Here is a 22,627-nt window from a genome sequence, read left to right as displayed (position 1 = left end):
GGAGTAATATCTACTACAAAGCTGAGAAAATAGCGGTCTGCACTATCTTTAATTACCGTTACGCTAGAAGGAGCCGATGGAATTGGACGACTCCAAACTATTTTTACTTTGCCAATCTTGGCGAGATCAACTTTGTCGCTTGTTATCTTGAATCCATTTCTGGTAAATTTAGCGGATTGCTGAGATTTTTGTTTCTTGAATTTAGGTGGTTTAAGTTTCTTCCCCTTACGCTTTCCGTTGCAGGCAGTGAAGAAATTTTGATAAGCTTGCCCTAAATCATTGATTGTTGCAGAGTAATAGCCGAAAATTCTCCCAACCATTGACGATTTTCTAGCTGTTTTGCTTGAGTTATAAATTGTTTTTGAAGTTCAACTCCTCCCTGGTATTTTTTACCTTGTTGATAAGATTATTTACAGAAAGCTAACGCATCATTCCAAACGACTCTCACGCATCCGAATAATTTGGCGAGTGCGATTTGATGTGAGTCGAGCGGATAAATGCGGTAGCGGTATCTTAGTTTCATGTTACTATTATTGTACAGCCAATCACCGAAAATAGGAAGAAAAAAAAGAGTTGATTTGACGATTGAAGAGTTTGAGTTTAAGATTTTTGAAGATTATTGCAAATCTGTTGGACGCACAGAGACACAGATACGAGCGAAAATTGACTAGAAATATGAGTGCAATTAGAAAAACCGTCCTTCAAGGACGGGGCTTTAGACCAAATTTTTCGGTAAGTATCTTGCCTCCAACAGAATCCGAGCGAGAATTCCCTTGAGGGCGACACAGTAGCCGAAGTCTAGACGATCGCAGAAATTCTTTCTCGTAAACCCGCAGCAGTTAGGTTAGGCGAGGAATTGCCGGCCAGTCTTCATGTCCGCCCTCTGCTAGATAGCATTGGTTCTGACTTTCAGCGCCCGTCAATTGTCAGGATTTGGCACGGAATTAATTTTCAATGCCAAGATGCTAGAAGTAGGGGTGATTTTAATCCTACAGAAACTTTGAGCCCGCTTGGTAACCTCGCGGGCAAAGCCTCTCAATCAACCTGCTGCCCGCGACGATCGGGTTTTTCCAACAAATATCACTTTTATGCCCGCTGATGTTTATTCCCTCTCTCAGTCAGGTCATTAACCGCCATCCCCTCACTGTCACCCCTGGGACGCCCGTAGAAGAGGCTATCGAGCTGATGAGCAGCACAGGAGCCAGTTACGTCCTCGTGGTAGAACCGCGCGGAAATTTTCAACTGGGAAATCCCACCAACGGGACTTCCCCACAATCGCGGGAACAGTCAGGTTTCTACAACGGCCTACCGCGTGCGGTACAGCCATCCGTCAACGGGCCGAGTCTCAACGGCTCAAAACCTTCCTATCGCCCTCGGCAGACGGTGCTGGGGATTTTTACAGCGCGAGATGTGGTACAGCTAAATTCGATCGGCGCTGCTTTGAGGGGATTTGCGATCGAGCAAATCATGATCAGAACCGTAACTGTAGCCAGAGAATCGGAAATTCCCGATTTTTTTGCCTTAGCAAATCTGCTGGAGAAACATCAGATCGGGCATTTGCCAGTCATCAACGACGCTGAAGAACTTGTCGGTTTAATTAGCTCTCAAACCTGGGTGCAACTGTTGCAGGAAATTGGGGAATCGCCACAACCAGCAATTAGCATCCTTTCGCCACCTCCGGCGGCCTTCGCGTTTCCTCCGCCACTGCCAATTTCACCTCCGAAATTAGAGCTGCCCGCGAGTTTAATTAAACTCGATCAAATCCCTCAAATCGCAGCCTCGCGAATTATTCACGCTCCTGCTACTGCTTCGGTTCGCTATTTGGCGCAACTGATGTTCCGACACAATGTTAGCTATGTATTAATCACTGAAACTCCAGAACCAAACTCAACAGGTGCAGCTCAAAATTCCAAATTTACAAATCCCAACCTCCACAAACTGGTTGGGGTGGTAAGTTCGCGGGATCTCGTGCAGTTGCAGGCCACGGGCAGAGACTCCAACAGAATTAGAGCGGGAGCGATTTGCAGCAGTTCGCCGCCCCTGGTACGATCGCACTCTACCCTAGAAGCAGCCATCGCCCTGCTGCAAAAAAACTACTGCCAGTTGCCTTTATTAGTCATCAACGACAGCAATCAGCCGATCGGGATTGTCAATCCTCAAACTATCCTTTTACAAGCGCTGGATTCAAAATCTCTGCATTCAGGCTTGATCGCTTTGCAGCGCCAGCTAGAATCTAGCAACGCGCAATACAAAAAATTCTTGGCCCAAATACAGCTTCCGGCAGCAAATCGCCACCCAGGTGCAGAAATTTCTGAAAACAGTTTCGCCGGGCCTCTCAATCACCCCGCTACCGTCAACAATCAGGGGATTTGGGATTGGAATCTCGAAACAGATGAGTTTTTTTATTCGGCGCAATGGCAAGAAATGCTCGGCTACAAAGAAGGGGAAATCTCGAATCGGCGATCGGAATGGTGGAGTCGCATCCACCGAGATGACATTGACGCAGTAAAGGCAGCTTTAGAAGATCACTTCGCACAAAAAACAGCGGATTTTGCAGCAGAATATCGGATGTACTGCAAAGACGGCAGCACTGTCTGGGTGCTGAACCGAGGTCAAGTTTTGCGCAGCGCTACGGGCAAACCGCTGCGGGTAGTCGGAACTCATACAGATATTACTCCAAACAAACAGTTAGAACTCAAAAACTGCCCTAGCGATCTGGAGCAATTCCAAGTATTTGATTCTTTGAAAGCAACAGTAATTTTCCAGATGGATGCGGCGGGGATTTGGACATTTCTTAACCGCGCTTGGACTGAAATTACTGGTTTTTCGGTGGCCGAAAGTTTGCAAACTAATTTTTTTGAGTGGGTGCATCCAGATGAGCGCCAGCATTGTACAAATTTATTGGAGTCTTTGCTGTCTAGAAAATCGGTTTTTTATCGGCGAGAACTGCGAATTAAATATAAGTCTGATTCGGGCAAAAACGAATTGGGTATTCACAGTAATTCAGGCTTTGTTTCAGTTGAAATATTTGCCCAAGTCCGGCTGAATTCCCAAGGTGAAATAGTGGGAATTTTAGGGACTTTGCACGATGTCTGCAACCGCGTTGAAGGGGTTGAGGAACTGCGGGAAAGCGAGCGGGCAATTCGATCGCTCTACGAGGTAATGGTGGGCTCGTCCGGCTCTTTTGACGAGCGAACTGCCCGGTTGCTGGCAATGGGTTGCAGTCAGTTTGGGATGGATATCGGGCTGTTGGGCAGGGTTTTGGGCGATCGCTACGAAGTGCTCGCGGCTTATGTACCGTCGGATTTTCCCTTCGGATTTGCAAAAGGAGACGGTTTTTCTTTAAGCAGAACCTTCGAGCGAGAGGTTTTGCGATCGATCGAACCTATTTCGATCGAATCAGCCGGCACTACTCCGTGGAAGCAGCATCCCGCTTACGCCGTGCGCAGGTTGGAGGCTTTTGTCGGGACGCGAGTAATAGTCCAAGGGCGAGTTTTTGGCACTTTGAGCTTTACTTCCCGCACCGCTAAACCTCCTTTAAAACCGCTGAATTTTGAAATTTTAAAGCTGATGGGCAATTACATCGGTGCGGAAATTGCCCGCGAAGAGCGAGAGCGAACTTTGCAGCGACAGTACCAGCGCGTTTTGCTGCTCAAGCAAATTACTCAAAAAGTGCGATCGACCTTAGACACTCAAGAAATTTTTCAGACTACCGCCACCCAAATCGGCCGCGTATTCGGCGTCAATCGCTGTACAATTCACACCTATCTTTCCCAACCTTATCCCCACCTTCCTTGCGTCGCAGAATACTTAGAACCCGGTCACGAATCGGCTTTAGATTTAGAACTTTCTGTCACTTACAACCCCTACACAGAAAAACTGCTCGCAGAAGATATAGCCCTGGCATCTCCCGATGTGTTTGCCGATCCTTTGCTCGAATCTTCCGTGCCGATGTGCCGCCGCATCGGATTAAAATCTATGTTGGCGGTTCGCACTTCCTATCAAGGAGAACCGAATGGAATTATTACTTTGCACCAGTGCGATGCAACTCGCCAGTGGACTCCCGACGAAATTGAACTGTTAGAAGATGTTGCCGCTCAAGTCGGAATTACGTTAGCTCAAGCACGACTTTTAGAAACGGTAGTTCAGCGACAGCAACAGTTGGCAGAGCAAAATGAAGCTTTGGAGCAAGCGCGACAAGCGGCGGAAGTTGCTAACAGAGCTAAGAGCGAATTTTTAGCGACTATGAGTCACGAAATCCGCACTCCGATGAATGCGGTAATCGGGATGACGGGTTTGCTGCTGGATATGCAACTAACTCCAGAACAGCGCGATTTTGTGGAGACAATTCGCACCAGCGGCGATGCTTTGCTGACTATTATTAACGATATTCTAGACTTTTCCAAGATAGAATCGGGTAAAATGGATTTGGAACGCAGCCCCTTCGAGCTGCAAAACTGTATAGAAGAATCTCTGGAATTGCTGGCTCCAAGAGCGTCGGAAAAAGGTTTAGAGTTGGCTTACTTTATTGAGGATTCTGTTCCCAAAAACATTTTAGGAGATGTCACGAGGCTGCGCCAAATTTTGGTAAATCTGCTGGGCAATGCAGTTAAATTTACAGAATCTGGAGAAATTGTCGTCTGCTGTACGGCTAGGAAAATCGAGAGATTACCTGCTAAGAGTTTGCCGGAAATAAGCAATATTCTAGAGCCGCAACAGTTGGCAGGTAGGAGAGAATACGAGATTCAATTTGGTGTCCAAGATACGGGCATTGGCATTCCGCCAGACAGGATCGATCGCCTGTTTAAAGCTTTTTCGCAGGTGGATGCTTCGACAACGCGACATTACGGCGGGACGGGCTTGGGACTGGCTATCAGCCAGCGTTTGAGCGATCTGATGGGGGGTAAAATGTGGGTTGTCAGTCAGGTTGCTCCGGGAAGTTCCAAGTCTCAACCTGCTGTTTATGCGATCGGACAAAGTACCGCAGGAACGCCGCCTGCGGGATTTTATGGGCCGTCGATATCGGGTTCGGGTTCGATTTTTTATTTCACGGTGATTGCTGAAGCGACGGAAACCGCGGCTGAGGAAAAACTGCCGGAATTTGCTGCTGGTAAGCGTTTGTTAATTGTCGAGAATCATGCCATTAACCGGCAAGTTTTGATCCGGCAAGCTGAGGCTTGGGGAATGATACCCCAGGCTGTAACTTCGGGTGCTGAGGCTTTGGAAATCATCAAAGAAAATTCGGCGATCGATTTGGCTATTTTGGCGATGAATCTACCAGATATGGACGGTGTGGCTTTGGCTGTGGAGATTCGTTCATTGGAGCTGAGCAATTTGTCTAGCGGCGACGGGCTAAATCCGAATGTAATCACAGTTAAAAGCCCTCGCAAAGTTACGCTACCTTTGGTGCTGTTTACTTATTTGAGCAAGGCAGAAGTTTGGAAAAAACTTGAAACTACAGAAGTACATTTTTCGGCTTTTTTAACTAAGCCTCTAAAACAGTCACAGTTTTATAATGTATTGCTGCAAGTTTTTGGATATGTTATCGGCAGAAGCGGCAAGGGAGAAATTTCAAATGTGCCGACTTTGACTTCGGGATTGAAGTATTTTGAAAATTCTCAACAACAGCACCGCGTGCAGCGGACACCTGCGGTTTTGAGGCAGGTTCCGAGCAATTCTGCCCCACACGCTCCAGGTAATTCTAGTCAGATTCGGATTTTGCTGGCCGAGGACAATGTGGTGAATCAAAAAGTCGCTACCCATTTGCTCGACAGGATCGGATATCGGGCCGATATTGCGGCTAATGGGTTGGAGGTTTTGGAGGCCTTGAAGCGACAATCTTACGATGCTGTGCTGATGGACGTGCAGATGCCGGAGATGGACGGGTTGGAAGCCACGCGCCGCATTTGTCGGGAATGGCCAGCTCACAAGAAGCCGAGAATTATTGCGATGACTGCTAATGCGATGCAGGGCGATCGCGAAAAGTGTCTGGAAGCGGGTATGGACGATTATATTACTAAGCCCGTGCGCCGGGAAGAGTTGGCGCTCGCCCTCAGCAAGTGCCAACCGCTGCATCCGGATGAATTGAATGCCGTTACTGAGCCGAAAAATCCAGATATTTCTGATAACAATGGCAGTGGTGCTGCTGGAACGTCGAGCGTTACACCGGTAGAAAATTCACCGATTGATTTTCATGTTTTGCACAATCTCCGCGAGCTAGATGATGACGAAGATCCGGATTTTTTGGGGGAGTTGATTAAGATATATTTGTTAGACGCACAGCAGCATTTAGAAACAATTAAGGAGGCTATCTTTCGGGGCGATGCTGACAGTTTGAAGCTGGCTTCTCACACGCTGAAGTCGAGCAGCGCTAATTTAGGAGCCGTGTCTTTTTCTGAAGTTTGCAAGGAGCTGGAGTTGATGGGCCGCGTGGCGGTTGAGTCTGGAGGGGAACAGGTTTTTGATGCGAGGACAGCGCGCGATCGCCTGTTGGAAGCCGAAGCGGAGTGGGAAAAGGTGCGGGCGGCTTTTGAGACGGAATTGCAAACGGGGAAGTTGCGATCGCAAATGGGGAATTAGTCATTAGTCATGGGGCATCGGGCATCGGGCATCGGGCATGGGGCATCGGGCATGGGGCATCGGGCATGGGGAATTGGGCATGGGGCATCGGGCATGGGGCATCGGGCATCGGGCATCGGGCATTAGTTAGGTAGAAAATTACCAATTACCAATTACCAATTACCAATTACCAATTACCAATTACCAATTACCAATTACCAATTACCAATTACCAATTCCCAATTCCCAATTCCCAATTTCCAATTCCCAATTTCCAATTCCCAATTCCCAATTACCAATTACCAATTCCCAATTCCCCATTCCCAATTCCCCATTCCCAATTCCCAATTCCCAATTCCCTGCGAGTGCCCATGCCCCATTCCCTGCGAGTGCCCATGCCCCATTCCCTGCGAGTGCCCATGCCCCATGCCCCATGCCCCACTGCCCTGCGAGTGCCCATGCCCCATGCCCCATGCCCCATTCCCCATGCCCAATTCCCAATGCCCATATTTAACTTTCACCTAAATACGCTTTGCGAACAGTTTCATTTGACTGCAAATCGGTAGCACTACCAGCGACTACAACCTCACCAGTTTGGATCACATAGCCGCGGTGAGCTACACTTAAAGCCATGCGGGCGTTTTGTTCCACCAGTAAAATAGTAGTTCCGCCCGCATTAATATCGCGGACGATCGCAAAAATTTGACTGACTAACATCGGCGCCAAGCCCATACTCGGCTCGTCCAACAATAGCAAACGCGGGCGCGACATCAAAGCCCGGCCGATCGCCAGCATTTGCTGTTCCCCCCCGCTGAGAGTGCCCCCTTTTTGACTAATTCTTTCTCGCAAACGGGGAAATAAATTTAAAGCTTTTTCCATATCAGACTTGATACCGAGAGTATCGTTGCGTAGATAAGCACCCATTTCCAGGTTTTCTTGTACCGTCATGCGCGGAAAAATCAGCCGCCCTTCCGGGCTTTGAGAAATGCCCAAACGGACGATCGCCTCTGTAGACAGCGATTCCAAAGGCTTTCCCTCAAACAATACAGTACCCAGGCGCGGGCGCAGCAACCCTTGAATCGTGCGCAGAGTTGTAGTTTTCCCCGCCCCGTTGCTACCGATTAATGTCACAACTTCTCCCTGCGAGACTGTTAGCGATATTCCTTTGAGAGCGTGGATATTGCCGTAGTAGGTGTGAATGTCTTTGATTTCTAGCATAATTACTCTTTCTGCTTTGTCCTTTGTTATATTATCCCTACTCATTATAAAGTTTTATTGCATTTATTTTAAATTAACCCTTTTTATAGTAGGGAGTTTTTTTACTTAAGTCAATACCCAGCGATCGCTCGAATACCATATATTTTGAGAAGTTATTGCCGCCAACTTTACAGAACCTTTAATCAAACAAAAGATTTCTTGACAGTAACTTTATAGCAATCTCTCAGTAAAGAGATAGTATGAATACGTAAGGGAAAAACAACTAAGTAGCTGCAAATAAACCTTACTGTGTAACAAAATCTGTATTTCTGTCAGAAGCTCTGCTATTGCTTTCATTAGAGAGCACTCACGAAGAGATCTTCACTTAGTTTCACTCTCTTCGAGATCAGGCTTGTGTATTTTCCCGCTCATCTACTTACTAGAAATTACGAAAAAAATAACAGCAGTTACAATCCAGAAAATTCCCGGATCTTTTACCATGAAATTAAATCCCAGTACCGGAGCGATCGCATTTTTATTAGCAACTCCTTTAGTCACCGGCTTGACTGTAGGTATAGCGCCCAGCAGTGCTGTCACAATAGCAGGTTCTGCGGCAGAAGTAAGCATTGACAACTTCAGTCACAAACCGACAGACACACGTACATCGACTAACGCTTACACTTTGACGATAGCTGAGAATGGTGTTGTAATTAGCGATGCGAAAGCTGATGCATTTTTTATATCAAACTGTCACGAATTGCTGGCAGGAAATCTCTCAGAGACTACAGTCCAAGGCACCGGCAACAACTATGGCAGCAACTATTACGGTTTAGCCGAAAGTCAAGCAACAGTTATCGGCGACTTCTACATTGATGCCAAACAAACTTTCTCCTTCAATTTCCAGACATTTTTACATCTTTTAACATCAGTTGACAATCACAAAGCCGAACGCGCCAATGCGACAGGCAGCATATCTTTCTGGTTGATTAACACGGTTACTAACATTCTATTAGACTCTTTTCAACTTGCCAGCAGTTTAGACTCTTCAGAGGGTCTTTATTATGATTTTTCCGCCACCAACAGCTTTGATCCGACAGCAATTAATTTTAATTTCCAGGCTGAAGGAAGTGTAGCACAAAGCGTATTCTATACTTCAGGGGTGTATTCGCGGAAATTCGACAGCGCCACCAACTTAACATTAGTAGAAGTTAAGAACAATATCGCAGAGGCAGAAGCAGTTCCCGAACCGAGCACAGTATTAGGTACTGCAATATTTTTAGGATTGTTTGTCAGGGCGCGAAAACTCAAGAATAAATTGTCTGAAGTCAAATCAAAAGCTGCTTAATCAGTAGGCTAGATTGCAAAAAGCGCAAAATATCTTGAAGGTATCTGCGTTCATCTGCGGTTTCCCTAAGCTGTTGTGCATCTAGATTGTCTATGGTGATTGAGGGGGAGAGGGTTCGATGGGGAGAGAATTTTTGATCGGTTTAGGAAATATACAATTTAAATGCACAACAGCTTATCAATCAAAGATTTATGCAAGAAGTCTAGTTTAATCAGTTACCTAAGCAGGTAAATACAAATAATTATCAACCATGTGTTTTTTGAGTTGGGTTTTTTATTAGTATAAAATATTATTTTTGAATTATGTAAATTTTGGTTGCAGTTGCCATTAAACTTTAATTTGTAACTATAGCACTTCTGGTGTAATACCATTTCGTAAAATTTTTGCTACAAAAGAAGTATTGGGAAATAGTGAAACGGAGGATTGTTTCCACTGGCCCTGTTTGTCAGGTGGCTCGCTGTAAGAAGGTCGCTATTTTTTTAGGTATAAAAAAATGGCTCCGCACCCGACTACTGTTGCAGAACTTTTGAGAATTGGTGTGACATGAGGTACGCTGGGGTTTTTGGTAATTGAGAAACAGGTAAGTAGGTAGGTGCAAATAAATTTTTAAACTTTTTTATGTCACAGAATGTGTATTGCTGTCATCACAAAAGCGTTTGCTTTCCCGCAGATCCCGAAAGCTAACGTTTCACGGAGTGACCCTCGCTTTTGACTACTTGTGTATTTTCCTGCTCATCTACTTAATCGGTAATTACTTACCCAGGTACCTCACTTAATTGAAAACCCCTATAGCTTTACATAGCATTTATAGAAAAATCTCATATCTTCATCATAACTTTACGTAAAGTCGCGCTTCGTCTACTATGATTATTGAACGGGAATTAACCAAACACAGGGTTTGGTATCCGTATCATTACTGAAAAGTAAAAATCATCAGGTGCTGCAAATATGAATAGAAACCGTAGTTTGGGTCAAAGCTTATTATTATTGGCTGCACCCTTAGTTGCTAGCTGGAACTTAGATATTTCCTCTAGCAGTGCTGCTATTATTACGGGTTATGAGGTGGAAGAAGCAAACACGAAAGAAATTATTTATGAACGCGGTGCGTCAGATATTTTTCCTCCCAATATAAATATATCCGATCGCGACATTTTTTTGAAAAAAGACTTGTTAAGTATTGCAGTGCCCGACACCGATCAAAAGTCCCCGCTGTTAGGAGATCAGATGACATCGATATTGGGGCATTTATCTGTTCAGATTAATGATGTTTTTGTACCCAACAGCGAGACAGAATCTACTCCTGTCGCACCTGTGAATAATGTTCGATCGCAATCTGCAAACAGTCAGGAAATTAACTCGCTCCCTCCCGATGAAGATCCTTTAAAAATCTTTTTCAAATCGATCCATTTTGAAGAACAGTTAGATACAGGAAAAAATCCAAGCCAAACTCCATCCTATACAGATTATACAGACAGAGTTGAGCAAGTCAAAATTAATCCAAGTCCTGTTTCCGAAGATCCTACCATCAAAGCACCGTCTGAAAATAACTCTGCAACAGCACCGACTAATGCTGCTACGCAATCTTCTGAACCTTTGAACACAAAAACTATGGCGGAATTGGCACAAGTTCCGAAAGTTCTACCGACCAAGGATCCAGAAAGTTTCGATATTGTGCCAGTAGCAGGCGGTGCGCTCGGTTTGGGATTTCTGATCTGGATGCTATTCCAAGATTGAAAAGGCTAATATAGCAGAAGGAAGAGTTGACCTGGGACAGTTGACCTGGGACAGTTGACCGAAGTCCTGCCGTCGGGCCGTCGGGCCGTCGGGCCGTCATTAATCACCCGGAAGAAGGAAGAATGCTATAAGGCTATAAGGCTATAAGGCTATAAGGCTTCGCGAGAGGTAAAAAAACTTGTCCTGAGCGTCTTGCCCGCTCGCGTAGCCGAAGGGAGCCGAAGGAAGGAAGAAGAAAGAACATTTTGGGACGCAGAACTTCTATATTTAGGGTGCGCACTGCGCGCACCTTACCCGATTAAGACTGTTTTATAGCCTTGAATCCAGGTAAAAAACCAGGTTCCAGTCGAGTGCGCCATTCCTAAAATACTAAACACTGCCATCTTCTTCTTCTTTTCCCAAATATGCCTCAATCACGCGAGGATTTGCGCGAACCTCTGCGGGAGTTCCCTCAGCAATTTTAGTACCGTACTCCATCACGCTAACGCGATCGCTAATTCCCATCACTACTTTCATATCGTGTTCGATCAGCAAAATACTCAAATCCAACTCATCGCGAATCCGGTAAATAAACCGAGTTAAATCAGCCGTTTCATTCGGATTCATCCCCGCAGTCGGTTCGTCCAAAAGCAGCACTTTCGGATCGGAAGCCAAAGCCCTCGCTATTTCCAATCTCCGCTGGTCGCCGTAGGAAAGGTTTTTCGCCAACTCCGGCGCTTTTTTCACGCCTAAACCGACAAAATCCAGCATATTCAGGGCTTTTATTTTAGCTTCCCGTTCCTCCGACATCGCAGTCGGTGGGCGGAGGATTGCACCCAACAAACCTGTTTTCAATCGGCAGTGTCTACCTACCAAAACATTGTCCAGCACAGTCATATTGTTAAACAAGCGGATATTTTGAAAAGTTCTAGCAATCCCGAAACTTGTCAGGCGATCGGGCGCTAAACCGGTAATATTTTTATTGTCAAGTACCAACTCACCAGCACTCGGTTTGTAGATACCCGTCAGCATATTAAAAAAAGTGGTTTTCCCCGCACCGTTGGGGCCTATCAAACTGGCGATCGAGCCTTTTTCTAAAGTTAAACTAACCTGGTTGACGGCTGTCAAACCGCCGAATCTCATTGTAAGTTGCTGTGCTTCTAATAGTGACATTTTGGTTGTGTTTCCTGATATTAGTTTTGATCTTCTCGGGTAGGGTGCGTGACTGCAAATAGATTTAGGTGGAATCTAGCAGGCTTCTGGCGTCACGCACTTTTCAGAATATACGAGGATTTGAGCCTCTAATTTGTGATTGTGGGTAGTTTTTGTTATACCAATTTTTATTGGCGAATGCAACATGAGTCGTAGGGTGTGTCGCCTGCGATAAATTCCGAACTTGCATATCGACAATCTAGCAGCGACGCACCTTACAAAATGATTGAGGAAATTAACCAAACACTTCTTTGGTCGCCAAATCGTGTCAAAATCGTATTACTTGGATTTGGTAAGGTGCGTCAGCAGAAGATTGTTTGAGTTGAGTCTAATCTCTCTCTCTGACGCACCCTACAGAATTTGATAACTTTCACTCTCGAAAATCAACTTGGGAGATTATACAAGATTGCAAAAGTCCTTTTTATCAAGTTTTCGGACGGCGTCGAAGCCCATCCCACAAGAAAAAAACTTTTTGTGGGATGGGCTTCGACGCCGTCCTCGCTATTTTTGAAATTCAAGTCTATTGTCGGACATATTTTCTAACGTACAGACAAAATAGAACTTAAAAAGATTAGATTCCAGCGAACGGAGAGGGCGATATTGTGCGTGCAAATCTGCCGTCGAGAAGTTCTCAATCAGTTTGAGATTGAGTTCATCAGCCCAAGAGGCAATTTGGTCAAACCCAGTAATCCACGGTGCATACATACTTTCGTATTTATCTATGTAATCATTGATATCTTGGTAGCCAGTGGTTCTCAAAATCACCTGCTCCGACATATAATCAAAAGACAATCGAAAATCATTAACATTGTCGCGAATTTGTTCTAACACAAATATTACATCTTTTTTAGCAAGCAAGGTTGTGTTGCCTTCCCACAAAAAATATGTCGGTAGCTCGAAATTAAATTCGCTGTGTTTCAGCAAGGAGATTAAACCGTCTTTTACGTAATCGCCGGGAATGTAGCGAACATTTGCAGTAATTTTGTTGGCTTTGAGAGTTTCTTCCTTTAATTGCAGTGTAGCGCGATCGTCTATTTCAAAATAAGTCGCTTTTTCTCCATTAATTCTCGCAGCACGAGTATCCAAGCCGGAGCCTAAAATAACTACTTGTTTGCAACATCCTAAAATTTGATTTGACAAAACATCATCAAAATACTTAGTCCGCAGCTTCACCATTTCTTTGGCGGCGGGAGAGTTTTGAGCTATTTTAGCAGCGATTTCTTTTGTTTCCTCATTCAGCCAGATTTTTACTACATTATCAGTGTAAAGCGGGGCCGTTTCTTGGTTTTCTTCGGCTCTAAATTCTGCCACGATAAAAGCAGTCCCAGTTACATTGTTCATGGCTAATCTTTCACGTTTACTATTGACTTCTGGCATCTGCTAAAGATTCGTTGGTCGCTGCACCATCCGAATGCAGTTCGGCTTCGTGGATGCGATCGGGAATCAGCCCCTCTGGCCGCACGATCATCATGACAACTAGGGTTAAACCGAATAGAAATAAGCGCAGTTGAATAGGGTCTAAACTGGTTGCTAAAAAGTCGGCTAACTGGGGAATTGCTATTCTGGGAAGTACAAAGGTATTCAGAAAACCTTTGAGGACTTGGGCGAGTTGGGGGAGATAAAGCCGATCGGCAGACATGATAATAATAGCGCCCAAAATCACCCCAGTCATGTTGCCCAAACCGCCTAAAATCACCATACACAGGATGATCACCGACACCGAGAAATCGAAGACGCTGGGAAAAATCGCGCTGATATAAGCGGCGTAAAACGCACCTGCAAAGCCCGAAAACGTCGCTCCCATCGCAAAAGCCGAAAGTTTGGTTTTGACCAGGTTAATGCCCATGGCACTCGCCGCTAATTCATCTTCCCGCATGGCATTCCAGGCCCTCCCCAAGCGGGAATCTCGGAGCCGCGAAATCATGAAGTAAGAGAAGACAACGAGCAGTAATATTAGGTAGTACCAGGGAAAGTAGTTGCCGGTACTGAATGTACCGACGATCGGGAGAGATGGACGCCCGATCGGGTTAATTCCCGCTTCGCCGCCGGTGAGGTTAAAAGGTCGATCGCACCCAACTAGACACAGCACCAATTCCGGCTTACCCAAAATTGAAGCGACAATCTTCGAGATTGGCTCGTCGATGCGAATTGCGGTTAAATTCCGAAATACCACCGGGATAATTTCGCCAAAACCGAGGGTAACAATTGCCAAATAATCGCCCTTGAGGCGCAGTGTCGGAATACCCAGGATAACGCCCGCAATTCCAGCTACAGCCGCGGCGATCGGCAAAACCAGCCAAAAATTCCAAGCAATATTTATCTGCCCGGAAGATAGCAAAGCCGTGGTGTAAGCGCCGATCGCAAAAAACGCCGCATATCCCAAATCCAACAAACCCGCAAAACCCACCGTAATATTCAAACCCAGGGCGAGCATAATAAAGATTTGAATCTGTACTACCGTAGCAATCCAGCCCGTCTTAGCCTCCAGATCGATAAACGGAAACAGAATTAAGATAAAAGCTAATGTTACCAGAGTTGCTTGTCGCTGGCGTTCTCCCGGCAAACCCTGCAAAGCACCCATTAACGAAGCTGTCAAAGTTGCGATCGTCAAACTGCAAATCCCGTACAGTAGAGTAGTCGGCAAATCCACAGCAGATTGACCCGAAAACGGTCGAACTAAAACCCCTTCGAGCACGCTAGCAACTAACAGCCAAATGCCCAAACCCAAGCCAGCCAAACTGCCGGCTGTTGCACCCATTTTCGGGCTGTTAACCTTTTGCTCTTGACAGCTAATGAAGCCCGCAGCCGTGCCCATCAGCCACCCGATTACAGTTCCACTCCAACCGCCGAAGAGCACAACAGTCAAAAAGGCGATCGCCCCTAATATACCGCTCGATTTAATTGCTTGGATTATTTTGTTTGACATAAGAAGGAAGTTCGGCAACGAGCAATGTACGGGATGTAACGGATGTAACAGATTTATCTAGGAACTATCGATCGCTATGCGATCGGGTTAATTAAAGTGTAGGATACTTTGGCTGCGATTGTTTGGGCCGAGCAATCGAAAATTGAAATATACTGGAACTGTTACCGCAACACTATTCAAAAGGGCGATCGCTATATGGTACAAGCTCCTGAAAAAACTATCACCCTCGACGAGTTTTTGCAATTGCCAGAAACCAAACCCGCTAGCGAATACATCAACGGTGCTATACTACAAAAACCCATGCCAAAAGGAAAACACAGCAAACTGCAAGGCAGACTCGTAACAGTCATCAACGACATTGCAGAGAAACCGCAAATTGCCATCGCCTTACCAGAACTTCGCTGCACCTTTGGCGGACGTTCTATTGTTCCCGATGTCGCGATTTTTGTTTGGAATCGAATTCCCCTAGACGCTGACGGTGAAATTGCCAATACATTTAACGCTTACCCAGACTGGACAATCGAAATTTTGTCACCGGGCCAAAGCCAAACCAAAGTCACCAACAATATTTTGCACTGTTTGAACGCCGGTTGCCAGATGGGGTGGTTGCTCGATCCAGATGAAAAAAACATTTTAGTCTATCCAGCCCAACAACAGCCAATTTCTCTGCAAGAACCGACAGATATACTTCCCGTCCCCAACTTTATGCCGGAAATGCAGTTGACTTTAGGCGAAGTTTTTGGCTGGCTCAAACCAGGGAATATTTAATTTGATAGTGGATAGTTAACTCGATATTTTACCAGCGGATGTTTTAGGCGATCGCAAATCCGGTATGCTGGCGTACTTCCCGCGAATGAAAAGCTAAAACAATGCAATTTTCAGCAACCCCGCCCTCCACTAATTCATCAGTAATCCCGTCTTCAATACCGTCATAATGAATCCAAAGTTTACCTTCCCCTCAACATGAATGAGGCAATAATCAACTCGTCTTTGACCCTCCCACCCTTCATTCATTAATAAAAAATCATTACGATCTTGGCTAACAATGACTTTGCTATTAATCTCACCGTATCTGTACGGTAGGCTGGCATAGTAAGACAAAATTTTATAGATTAACTCGCGGTATTCTTCTAGTTTATCCATCTCGTAATAACCTCCTGAACAGGAGAGAAACAAAAATTTGGATTTTTCCATCTGCTAGAACAACTCGTGGGATGTTTGTAGTGAGGACTTCAGTCCTTCTTTTTGCGGACTAAAGTCCTCACTACAAACCAAACTACAAACCAATCCCAAACCTACTGCACTTTCAAACCTTCTCCTGAACATTCTCGCCCAACAAACCGCCAGGCCGAAAAGCCAAAATCACCACCAAAACCCCAAACACCCAAGCATTAGTCCAGCGGCTCGACAAATACTGATCGCTCAAAGACGAAAGCAACCCAATCAAAACTCCGCCCAACATCGCCCCCACAATATTGCCAATTCCACCCAAAACCGCCGCCGTAAAAGCCCTCAATCCCGCCGTAAAACCCATCGTAAAAACAATAGTATTGTTGTACAAACCAACCAGAATCCCCGCCGAACCAGCCAAAGCTCCCCCGATCAAAAAAGTCAGAGCAATAATCTGATCGACATTAATTCCCATGATTTTAGCAGCATCGCGGCTTTGAGCCGTAGCCCGCATCGCCTTTCCCAGACGAGTGTACTGCACGAACACGTGAAGCAAAACCATCAATGCTAGCGCCACCACCAACACAATTAAATCCTTAGTGGTAAACACAATACTTGTTTGAATTCCCAAAGCTTTGAGAATATCAACTCGCGGCAACAAATCGGGAAAGCTTTTCGGAGCAGCCGAATTAGAACCCATCACCGGAATAAAAGCTTTCAATCCTCCCCAAAACAGCCCCATATTTTGAAAGATAAAAGAAACTCCGATCGCCGAAATGAGAGGAGCCAAACGCGGAGCATTGCGTAAAGGTCGATAAGCGTACTTTTCGACAACAATATTCAGTCCAGCACAAAACGCCGAACAGACAATTAAAGCGACTAACATCACCGGTATAGCAACCGCTAAAGGTGCGCCGTCTTGAATGCCAAAAGCTCCGAACACTGTCAGGGAAGCAAAAGCACCCAACATATACAAATCGCCGTGAGCAAAATTGATTAACTCAATAATGCCGTAAACCATCGTATAACCTAAAGCAATAATCGCAATCAGCGCCCCATTGACCAAGCCTACTAATAATTGTTGGATTAAAACCTCAGGACTGCTAGCTATTTCTCCAATAATTTTGGGCAAGTCAAATCCGGCGATCGGCCCTAATAACAAAACTATATAAGCTACACCTACATATAGAAGAATACTCTGCCATTTTTTCATATTTTTGGGAGATTTAGAATTGGGAATTGGGAATTAGGAATTGACCAGGGGAAATTGGAAAATTGAGAATTGTCAATTGGGAATTAGGAATCTTTCGTGTTCCGATCGCTACTCTAATTCTTAGGAACTAAAATTTAATAACTTAAACACCTCCTATAATCTTTTTTACTATAAGCTGCGAGGTAAAACGAGGCAGAGCCTCAATATCTGCGTTACCAGGCAGAGCCTGGTAACAAGCAAAATTTGGGAATTAGGAATCTTTGGTGTTCCGATCGCTACTCTAATTCTTAGCGATTATTTATCAGTTATAACCAATGACCACTGACAAATGACCACTGACAAATGACCACTGACAAATGACCACTGACAAATGACCACTGACCAATTATTCCGCCTTGAGCGCGCTCACAAACTCCCACTTGCCGCCTTTAACCACATTTCCTGACATTACAGTCAAGCTCGTGTCGCCGTTAGCGTCAAAACTCCAATTGCCGAGTACCCCGTTAAAATCCTTAGTTGCCAAGACAGCATCGCGGATCGCAGCCCGGTCATTTTTGCAGACTTTATTAATTGCTGCGATCGCCACTTTAGCAGATTCAAAAGCATAAGCTGCATAAGCTTCCGGTTCAGCATTATATTTTGCCTTGTAACCTTCGTACCACTTCGCGCCCTCACCAGTCAATTCTTTAGGAGGCAAGCCGCCAAAAGTAGCATAAACACCCTCGGCATCTTTGCCTCCGGCATCAATTAAAGCTTGCTCTTTAATGCCATCCGGGCCCATGAACTTAACTGCATCAGCCGCCATCCCGACATTTCTCATGTCTTTAATTATTTGTCCGGCGTTGCTCTGAGTAGTGCCGCCGAAGTAAATCATGTCTGGATTTAAAGCTTTGATCTTATTCATTAGCGCTTTGTAGTCGCTAGCTTTGATATCGATTCCCTCCCGGCCGAGGACTTGAATGCCCAGCTTTTTAGCAGTTGCTTCAAAAACGTCAGCGATACCTTTACCGTAGAGTTCTTGGTCGTCCAAAATGAAGACTTTTTGCACGCCCAAAGATTTCGCCCAGTTACCGGCGACAGAACCTTGAAGGTCATCAGCAGGCACAACCCGGGTGAAATTGCGAGTACCTGCGGGATAATAAACGTTGGGTTCTTTGGGTTCGCCTTTTCCCGGTTTAGTCAGTCCCGGATAAGTATTGGCCGGACTGATCATCACGACGTTAACTTGGTTGAGCACGGGAATGGAAAGTTTGGCGGCACCGGAGTTATAGTGACCGATGACGGCAACTACCGAACCGTCAGCGGCGACTTTGTTAGAGTTGGAGGTTACTTGGGACGGGTCCCATTTGCCGGCGGCGGCGGTGGCGTCATCGAGAACTTCGTATTCGATTTTGATTTTGCCGTCGCAAGCTTTCGAGTCGGTTTCGGCGAGTGCTTGTTTGATGCCGTTGACCATTGTTTGAGCTTGACCCAACGCGCTACCTGTCATGGGGAGCATGGAGACTATTTTGACAGTATTTGGGTCTCCGGGGGTGCTGACAGCGACGGGAGTGGCTGCGGGAGTTGATCCCGGAGTGCTGCCGGGAGTTGTGGCGGTCGGTGTTTGAGGACTTTGACAGCTAGCGCACAGAGAGGCTATGCCGGCGGCTACAAGTATTTTCCGCAATCCTGCGGCGCTGAGATTCAGTGTGGTGTAGGTTTTTGAGGGTGTGGCACTTTTGCCTGATTTCTGGGAAATGTTCATAGGTTGGTTGGTTTGTTGCTTCTGTTTTTGCATATTTTTCACCGTTGTAAGTATGTAGTCAAGAGTTAGCATAAATTTGAAAATTTTAGGCAAACTGTTAGAGATATACTGCTGCAACAAGCTTGGGACTTGCGGCAGATATCCTGTATTCGGTGCGGCGGGGGCTTTTTCCGTACTATGGGTGAGTTCAGGATTTCATGGCGGTTAACTAGAGTCGCGATCGCAAATTACACTCAATGTGTTGACCTTCAGTCAATGTGTTGACATTGTATATACAAAAAGTTAAGATATAAATATTCTAGAGCTACTAGCTCTAATTACTGCTCTGTTTAGCCGGACGTAACTATTATGTACCCGCCAGTATCTGAAGGGCCAGTCAGCCAGACCCGCGATGTTACAATCAACATTCGAGCTCAGCCAAATCAACGCGATCTAATCGATCGCGCGGCCCAATTACAGGGAAAGAGCCGATCGGAGTTCATGCTGGAATCAGCCTACCAAAAAGCTCAAGATGTTCTTCTCGACAGATGTTTTTTTGGGCTAGATGAACTTAAACTTAAGCAATTTTTGGCGCTGCTTGATGCACCACCGACTCCCAACCAGAAGCTAAACGCATTACTAAAAAGAAAATCTCCGTGGGATTAGAGCGAGATTTAAACAAACTGTGTCCGCCCGAAAAACTGAACTCGTTACATCAAATTGAGAGCTTTGATTCAGGCAACAATCAGTTAGATGAATGGCTCAAGCGCCGCGCTCTGAAAAATGAGTTAGAGGGGGCTTCACGGACTTATGTTTTGTGCCATAGCCAAGCAGTCATTGGCTACTATTGTCTGGCAACTGGAGCAGTAGCACAAACTGCTGCAACTGGTAAAGTCCGGCGCAATATGCCCGATCCGATTCCTGTAATGGTAATAGGAAGGCTCGCAGTCGATCGCCATTGGCAAGGCTCCGGCATCGGACGCGCTCTACTGCGGGATGCAATTCTTCGCACTTTGCAAGCTGCTGAGATTGCAGGGATACGGGCAATTATCGTACACGCTATCTCGGAAGATGCCAAGCGGTTTTATGAGAAGTGCGGATTTATTGTTTCCCCGATCGAGCCTATGACTGTGATGGTGAAAGTTAGCGATGCGATTGCTTCACTTTAGCTCAGACGTTATTTGCTGTCGTTGGAGGTTTGCTAGCGCATGATTGAGTTGCAGTCAGATTTAGAATACGTGTTGAACGATCGCCTAAAAGTCTCTCTAGATGCGATCGCACAATTTTGCCAGCGCTGGAACATTGTCGAGTTTGCCCTGTTTGGCTCAGTGCTGCGGGATGACTTTCGCCCTGATAGCGATGTGGATGTATTAGTTACCTATGAGCCATCCCACCGCCTCACGCTTTCTCATTTATTGGGAATGCAGGAGGAAATAGAGGATTTATTTCACCGTTGTGTAGATTTGGTGGAAAAGAAGCAGTTAAAAAATCCCTATCGGCGATCGAACATTTTAAAAACCTATCGAGTGATTTATGCAAGCCAACGAGCGGGATAGCGCTTCACTTTGGGACATGGCGCAGGCAATCCGTCTGATTCAAGAGTTTACGGCTGATGTTTCATGCGAGACTTATCTTGAAAGTGTTTTTATCCAAAGTGCCGTAGAGCGGCAGTTGGGAATTTTGGGGGAGGCAGCCCGGAGGGTTTCAATCGAGTTTCAGCAGTCACATCCCGAAATCGATTGGCGAAATGCCATTAACTTACGAAATATTGTAGTTCACCGTTATGACCAAGTGAGTTCGGAAGTTATTTGGAATATTGTTACAAGTGTTTTGCCTAGTTTACTGGTACAAATAGAGGAATTATTGCCGACCTTACCTGATGATAGTTGAGCGATCGCCCACAAACGCAAAAACACGTGCGGCGAAGCTATGCCGAGCGTAAATATCTCCTTCCCAGGCTCTGCCTGGGAATGCCTACCCGGAGGATATGCCTCCAGCACGCGAGGCAGAGCCTCGGGAAATAGGTTTCCAGGCAGAGCCTGGGAACCAGTTAAAAGAGGTCTATTACCATAGTTCCAAAAATCAACTAGACTGTGAAATCAACGAAGACGCGGTTTTTTCCTGAGACCGATCGACACTAAATTCTTCATAGTACGATCGCTCAGTATTCACATCCCACAAATCGTGCTTTTCCCCAAGCAGATTTCTCGCTGCCAGCATCCCCGTCAGCATAGAATGGTCTTGGTTATTGTATCGGTGCATACCATTTCGCCCGATCGTCTGCAAATTATCAATCCCAGTCAAAAAACTTTCCAAAACCCGCAAATGTCCGCGATATTCCGCATCGTAAACAGGATAAGCCTTCGGCTGGCGCAACACCACCCCATCCTTAACATCCGCAGCTTTTACCAAACCCAACTCGGCCAACTCACGGGTTGCTAACTCCACAAGTTCAGCATCCGACATTTCCCAAAGTTCGCCGCCTTCATTGCAAAAATATTCCATTCCCAAACAAGTTTTGCTGGCGTCGGGAACCAATGCAGCACTCCAATTCTTAAAGTTCTGAATCCGTCCGACTTGGACTTCGGGAGAATGAATGTAAATCCAGTTGTCAGGAAACAAGTTTGGGCGATCGACAATCAGCGATACAATCAAAAAATCTCGATATTTTAGCGATCGCGCCGCGTGCAACACCTCTGCCGGCGGCTGCGGTTGCAGCCTTGCTACCAGCGCCGATATCGGCATACTCGTAATGAAATTCTCCGCCGAATATTGAACTAATTCTCCGTTATGCTCAGCAGTAATACTTTGAATTTTATTACCTTCACGCTCAAAGCTAATCACCTTAGTATCGAGATCAACTTTGCCGTCTTTTTTTTCCACAGCTTCCGCGAACTTTTCCCACATCATCCCCGGCCCCAAAGCCGGATAGTCAAACTCTTTGATTAACGTTTTGGTGTCGTTGCTGCCAAACAAAGCATTAACGATCGCTGTTGTCAGGGACAATCCTTTAATCCGCTGCGCCGCCCAATCCGCTTGAATTTCCGAGCAGGGAATTCCCCAAACTTTTTCAGTGTAAGTCTTAAAAAATGTTTTGTATAAACGTTCGCCAAAACGATTGATCACCCACTGTTCAAAAGTTGCTTCTTCCCGCAGCGGCCAGATTTTAACTTTCAGATAGCTCAAGATAATCAGCGCACTCTCAATTATCCCCAAATTAAACAGAGTATTGAAGGCACTGATCGGATAGTTAAAAAAACGACCTCGATAAAAAATTCGCGACAATCGCGGCACTTTAATAAAGTCATTTCCCAGTACCTCTTGCCACAACTGCTGCACCGCTTCAACTTTAGTATAAAATCGGTGGCCCCCAATGTCAAAACGGTAGCCTTTGTAGGTTTCCGTGCGGGCCAACCCGCCAACTTTATCCCCTTTTTCCAGTACAACAGGGATGATGCCTTGCTTGACCAGCTCGTAGGCAGCAGTCAAACCCGCAGGCCCAGCACCCACGATCGCCACAGGATAATGTTTCACTCAGCCTACCTCCAGCTTGTTTATCGAACTATACAA

Annotated in this window: 19 protein-coding genes and 1 pseudogene; 8 read left to right on the top strand and 12 right to left on the bottom strand. The window is 45.7% G+C overall.

Annotation, left to right across the window (positions count from 1 at the left end; translation table 11 throughout):
* Both QUB64_RS03130 and QUB64_RS03125 read right to left on the bottom strand, forming a co-directional pair.
* Positions 1 to 320: pseudogene (locus QUB64_RS03130) on the bottom strand (hypothetical protein); the annotation flags it as partial.
* 86 nt (positions 321 to 406) lie between these two features.
* On the bottom strand, positions 407 to 523 hold the full coding sequence (locus QUB64_RS03125; protein WP_333266388.1) for a helix-turn-helix domain-containing protein: 117 nt from the start codon (positions 521 to 523) through the stop codon (positions 407 to 409).
* A 575-nt stretch (positions 524 to 1,098) separates the two neighbouring features.
* Here QUB64_RS03125 and QUB64_RS03120 point away from each other — a divergent pair.
* Positions 1,099 to 6,579 (top strand): response regulator, encoded by a 5,481-nt coding sequence (locus QUB64_RS03120; RefSeq protein ID WP_333266386.1) that lies wholly within the window; start codon positions 1,099 to 1,101, stop codon positions 6,577 to 6,579.
* 271 nt (positions 6,580 to 6,850) lie between these two features.
* Here QUB64_RS03120 and QUB64_RS03115 read toward each other — a convergent pair whose 3' ends face one another.
* Complete coding sequence (locus QUB64_RS03115) at positions 6,851 to 7,066, bottom strand: hypothetical protein (RefSeq protein WP_333266384.1); 216 nt, start codon at positions 7,064 to 7,066, stop codon at positions 6,851 to 6,853.
* 2 nt (positions 7,067 to 7,068) lie between these two features.
* Positions 7,069 to 7,776, bottom strand: coding sequence for an ABC transporter ATP-binding protein (locus QUB64_RS03110; RefSeq protein WP_333266382.1), 708 nt, complete (start codon positions 7,774 to 7,776; stop codon positions 7,069 to 7,071).
* A gap of 478 nt (positions 7,777 to 8,254) precedes the next feature.
* Here QUB64_RS03110 and QUB64_RS03105 point away from each other — a divergent pair, with 478 nt between their 5' ends.
* Positions 8,255 to 9,100, top strand: a complete 846-nt coding sequence (locus tag QUB64_RS03105) for a PEP-CTERM sorting domain-containing protein (RefSeq protein ID WP_333266379.1) — start codon at positions 8,255 to 8,257, stop codon at positions 9,098 to 9,100.
* Positions 9,101 to 10,048: 948 nt separating this feature from the next.
* Positions 10,049 to 10,834, top strand: a complete 786-nt coding sequence (locus QUB64_RS03100; protein ID WP_333266377.1) for a hypothetical protein — start codon at positions 10,049 to 10,051, stop codon at positions 10,832 to 10,834.
* 369 nt (positions 10,835 to 11,203) lie between these two features.
* Here the strand turns inward: QUB64_RS03100 and QUB64_RS03095 are convergent, their stop codons facing one another.
* From QUB64_RS03095 to QUB64_RS03085, 3 genes are all read right to left on the bottom strand, one after another.
* On the bottom strand, positions 11,204 to 11,986 hold the full coding sequence (locus QUB64_RS03095; protein WP_333266375.1) for an ABC transporter ATP-binding protein: 783 nt from the start codon (positions 11,984 to 11,986) through the stop codon (positions 11,204 to 11,206).
* Between the two features lie 540 nt (positions 11,987 to 12,526).
* Positions 12,527 to 13,366, bottom strand: a complete 840-nt coding sequence (locus tag QUB64_RS03090) for a class I SAM-dependent methyltransferase (protein ID WP_333266373.1) — start codon at positions 13,364 to 13,366, stop codon at positions 12,527 to 12,529.
* A gap of 19 nt (positions 13,367 to 13,385) precedes the next feature.
* A complete protein-coding gene (locus QUB64_RS03085; RefSeq protein ID WP_333266371.1) occupies positions 13,386 to 14,951 on the bottom strand; it encodes a branched-chain amino acid ABC transporter permease in 1,566 nt (521 codons plus the stop codon).
* Between the two features lie 195 nt (positions 14,952 to 15,146).
* On the opposite strand from QUB64_RS03085, the gene QUB64_RS03080 reads away from it, so the two are divergent.
* A complete protein-coding gene (locus tag QUB64_RS03080; protein WP_333266414.1) occupies positions 15,147 to 15,719 on the top strand; it encodes a Uma2 family endonuclease in 573 nt (190 codons plus the stop codon).
* Positions 15,720 to 15,762: 43 nt separating this feature from the next.
* Here the strand turns inward: QUB64_RS03080 and QUB64_RS03075 are convergent, their stop codons facing one another.
* The 4 genes from QUB64_RS03075 to QUB64_RS03060 form a co-directional block, all read right to left on the bottom strand.
* Complete coding sequence (locus tag QUB64_RS03075) at positions 15,763 to 15,849, bottom strand: element excision factor XisI family protein (RefSeq protein ID WP_333266412.1); 87 nt, start codon at positions 15,847 to 15,849, stop codon at positions 15,763 to 15,765.
* Positions 15,849 to 16,094, bottom strand: a complete 246-nt coding sequence (locus tag QUB64_RS03070; RefSeq protein WP_333266369.1) for an element excision factor XisI family protein — start codon at positions 16,092 to 16,094, stop codon at positions 15,849 to 15,851. The genes QUB64_RS03075 and QUB64_RS03070 overlap by 1 nt, the downstream gene beginning before the upstream one ends.
* Positions 16,095 to 16,257: 163 nt before the next feature.
* Positions 16,258 to 17,334: a branched-chain amino acid ABC transporter permease gene (locus QUB64_RS03065; RefSeq protein WP_333266367.1), complete on the bottom strand. Its 1,077-nt coding sequence runs from the start codon at positions 17,332 to 17,334 to the stop codon at positions 16,258 to 16,260.
* Positions 17,335 to 17,719: 385 nt separating this feature from the next.
* Complete coding sequence (locus QUB64_RS03060; RefSeq protein WP_333266366.1) at positions 17,720 to 19,150, bottom strand: branched-chain amino acid ABC transporter substrate-binding protein; 1,431 nt, start codon at positions 19,148 to 19,150, stop codon at positions 17,720 to 17,722.
* Between the two features lie 276 nt (positions 19,151 to 19,426).
* On the opposite strand from QUB64_RS03060, the gene QUB64_RS03055 reads away from it, so the two are divergent.
* From QUB64_RS03055 to QUB64_RS03040, 4 genes are read left to right on the top strand one after another with little or no spacing between them, the layout of a single operon-like run.
* Complete coding sequence (locus tag QUB64_RS03055; RefSeq protein WP_333266363.1) at positions 19,427 to 19,723, top strand: type II toxin-antitoxin system TacA family antitoxin; 297 nt, start codon at positions 19,427 to 19,429, stop codon at positions 19,721 to 19,723.
* On the top strand, positions 19,714 to 20,226 hold the full coding sequence (locus QUB64_RS03050) for a GNAT family N-acetyltransferase (RefSeq protein WP_333266361.1): 513 nt from the start codon (positions 19,714 to 19,716) through the stop codon (positions 20,224 to 20,226). The genes QUB64_RS03055 and QUB64_RS03050 overlap by 10 nt, the downstream gene beginning before the upstream one ends.
* Positions 20,227 to 20,265: 39 nt before the next feature.
* On the top strand, positions 20,266 to 20,613 hold the full coding sequence (locus QUB64_RS03045; RefSeq protein WP_333266359.1) for a nucleotidyltransferase family protein: 348 nt from the start codon (positions 20,266 to 20,268) through the stop codon (positions 20,611 to 20,613).
* Complete coding sequence (locus tag QUB64_RS03040; protein ID WP_333266356.1) at positions 20,591 to 20,947, top strand: HepT-like ribonuclease domain-containing protein; 357 nt, start codon at positions 20,591 to 20,593, stop codon at positions 20,945 to 20,947. Before QUB64_RS03045 ends, QUB64_RS03040 begins: the two co-directional genes overlap by 23 nt.
* A gap of 192 nt (positions 20,948 to 21,139) precedes the next feature.
* Here QUB64_RS03040 and QUB64_RS03035 read toward each other — a convergent pair whose 3' ends face one another.
* Entirely contained in the window at positions 21,140 to 22,591 is a 1,452-nt protein-coding gene (locus QUB64_RS03035) for an NAD(P)/FAD-dependent oxidoreductase (RefSeq protein ID WP_333266355.1), read from the bottom strand.
* Positions 22,592 to 22,627: the final 36 nt, after the last annotated feature.

The organism is Microcoleus sp. Aus8_D2 (assembly GCF_036702665.1).
Classification (GTDB): domain Bacteria; phylum Cyanobacteriota; class Cyanobacteriia; order Cyanobacteriales; family Microcoleaceae; genus Microcoleus.
Note: the sequence above shows the minus strand (reverse complement) of the source record. Positions and strands in the feature narration are given on the sequence as shown.

Coding starts and splice junctions, on each gene's coding strand:
- QUB64_RS03115 (WP_333266384.1), bottom strand. CDS start 7,066: ATGGGCATTGGGAATTGGGCATGGGGAATGGGGCATGGGGCATGGGGC.
- QUB64_RS03120 (WP_333266386.1), top strand. CDS start 1,099: ATGTTTATTCCCTCTCTCAGTCAGGTCATTAACCGCCATCCCCTCACT.
- QUB64_RS03060 (WP_333266366.1), bottom strand. CDS start 19,150: ATGCTAACTCTTGACTACATACTTACAACGGTGAAAAATATGCAAAAA.
- QUB64_RS03080 (WP_333266414.1), top strand. CDS start 15,147: ATGGTACAAGCTCCTGAAAAAACTATCACCCTCGACGAGTTTTTGCAA.
- QUB64_RS03070 (WP_333266369.1), bottom strand. CDS start 16,094: ATGGATAAACTAGAAGAATACCGCGAGTTAATCTATAAAATTTTGTCT.
- QUB64_RS03105 (WP_333266379.1), top strand. CDS start 8,255: ATGAAATTAAATCCCAGTACCGGAGCGATCGCATTTTTATTAGCAACT.
- QUB64_RS03055 (WP_333266363.1), top strand. CDS start 19,427: ATGTACCCGCCAGTATCTGAAGGGCCAGTCAGCCAGACCCGCGATGTT.
- QUB64_RS03065 (WP_333266367.1), bottom strand. CDS start 17,334: ATGAAAAAATGGCAGAGTATTCTTCTATATGTAGGTGTAGCTTATATA.
- QUB64_RS03085 (WP_333266371.1), bottom strand. CDS start 14,951: ATGTCAAACAAAATAATCCAAGCAATTAAATCGAGCGGTATATTAGGG.
- QUB64_RS03095 (WP_333266375.1), bottom strand. CDS start 11,986: ATGTCACTATTAGAAGCACAGCAACTTACAATGAGATTCGGCGGTTTG.
- QUB64_RS03110 (WP_333266382.1), bottom strand. CDS start 7,776: ATGCTAGAAATCAAAGACATTCACACCTACTACGGCAATATCCACGCT.
- QUB64_RS03125 (WP_333266388.1), bottom strand. CDS start 523: ATGAAACTAAGATACCGCTACCGCATTTATCCGCTCGACTCACATCAA.
- QUB64_RS03040 (WP_333266356.1), top strand. CDS start 20,591: ATGCAAGCCAACGAGCGGGATAGCGCTTCACTTTGGGACATGGCGCAG.
- QUB64_RS03045 (WP_333266359.1), top strand. CDS start 20,266: ATGATTGAGTTGCAGTCAGATTTAGAATACGTGTTGAACGATCGCCTA.
- QUB64_RS03090 (WP_333266373.1), bottom strand. CDS start 13,366: ATGAACAATGTAACTGGGACTGCTTTTATCGTGGCAGAATTTAGAGCC.
- QUB64_RS03100 (WP_333266377.1), top strand. CDS start 10,049: ATGAATAGAAACCGTAGTTTGGGTCAAAGCTTATTATTATTGGCTGCA.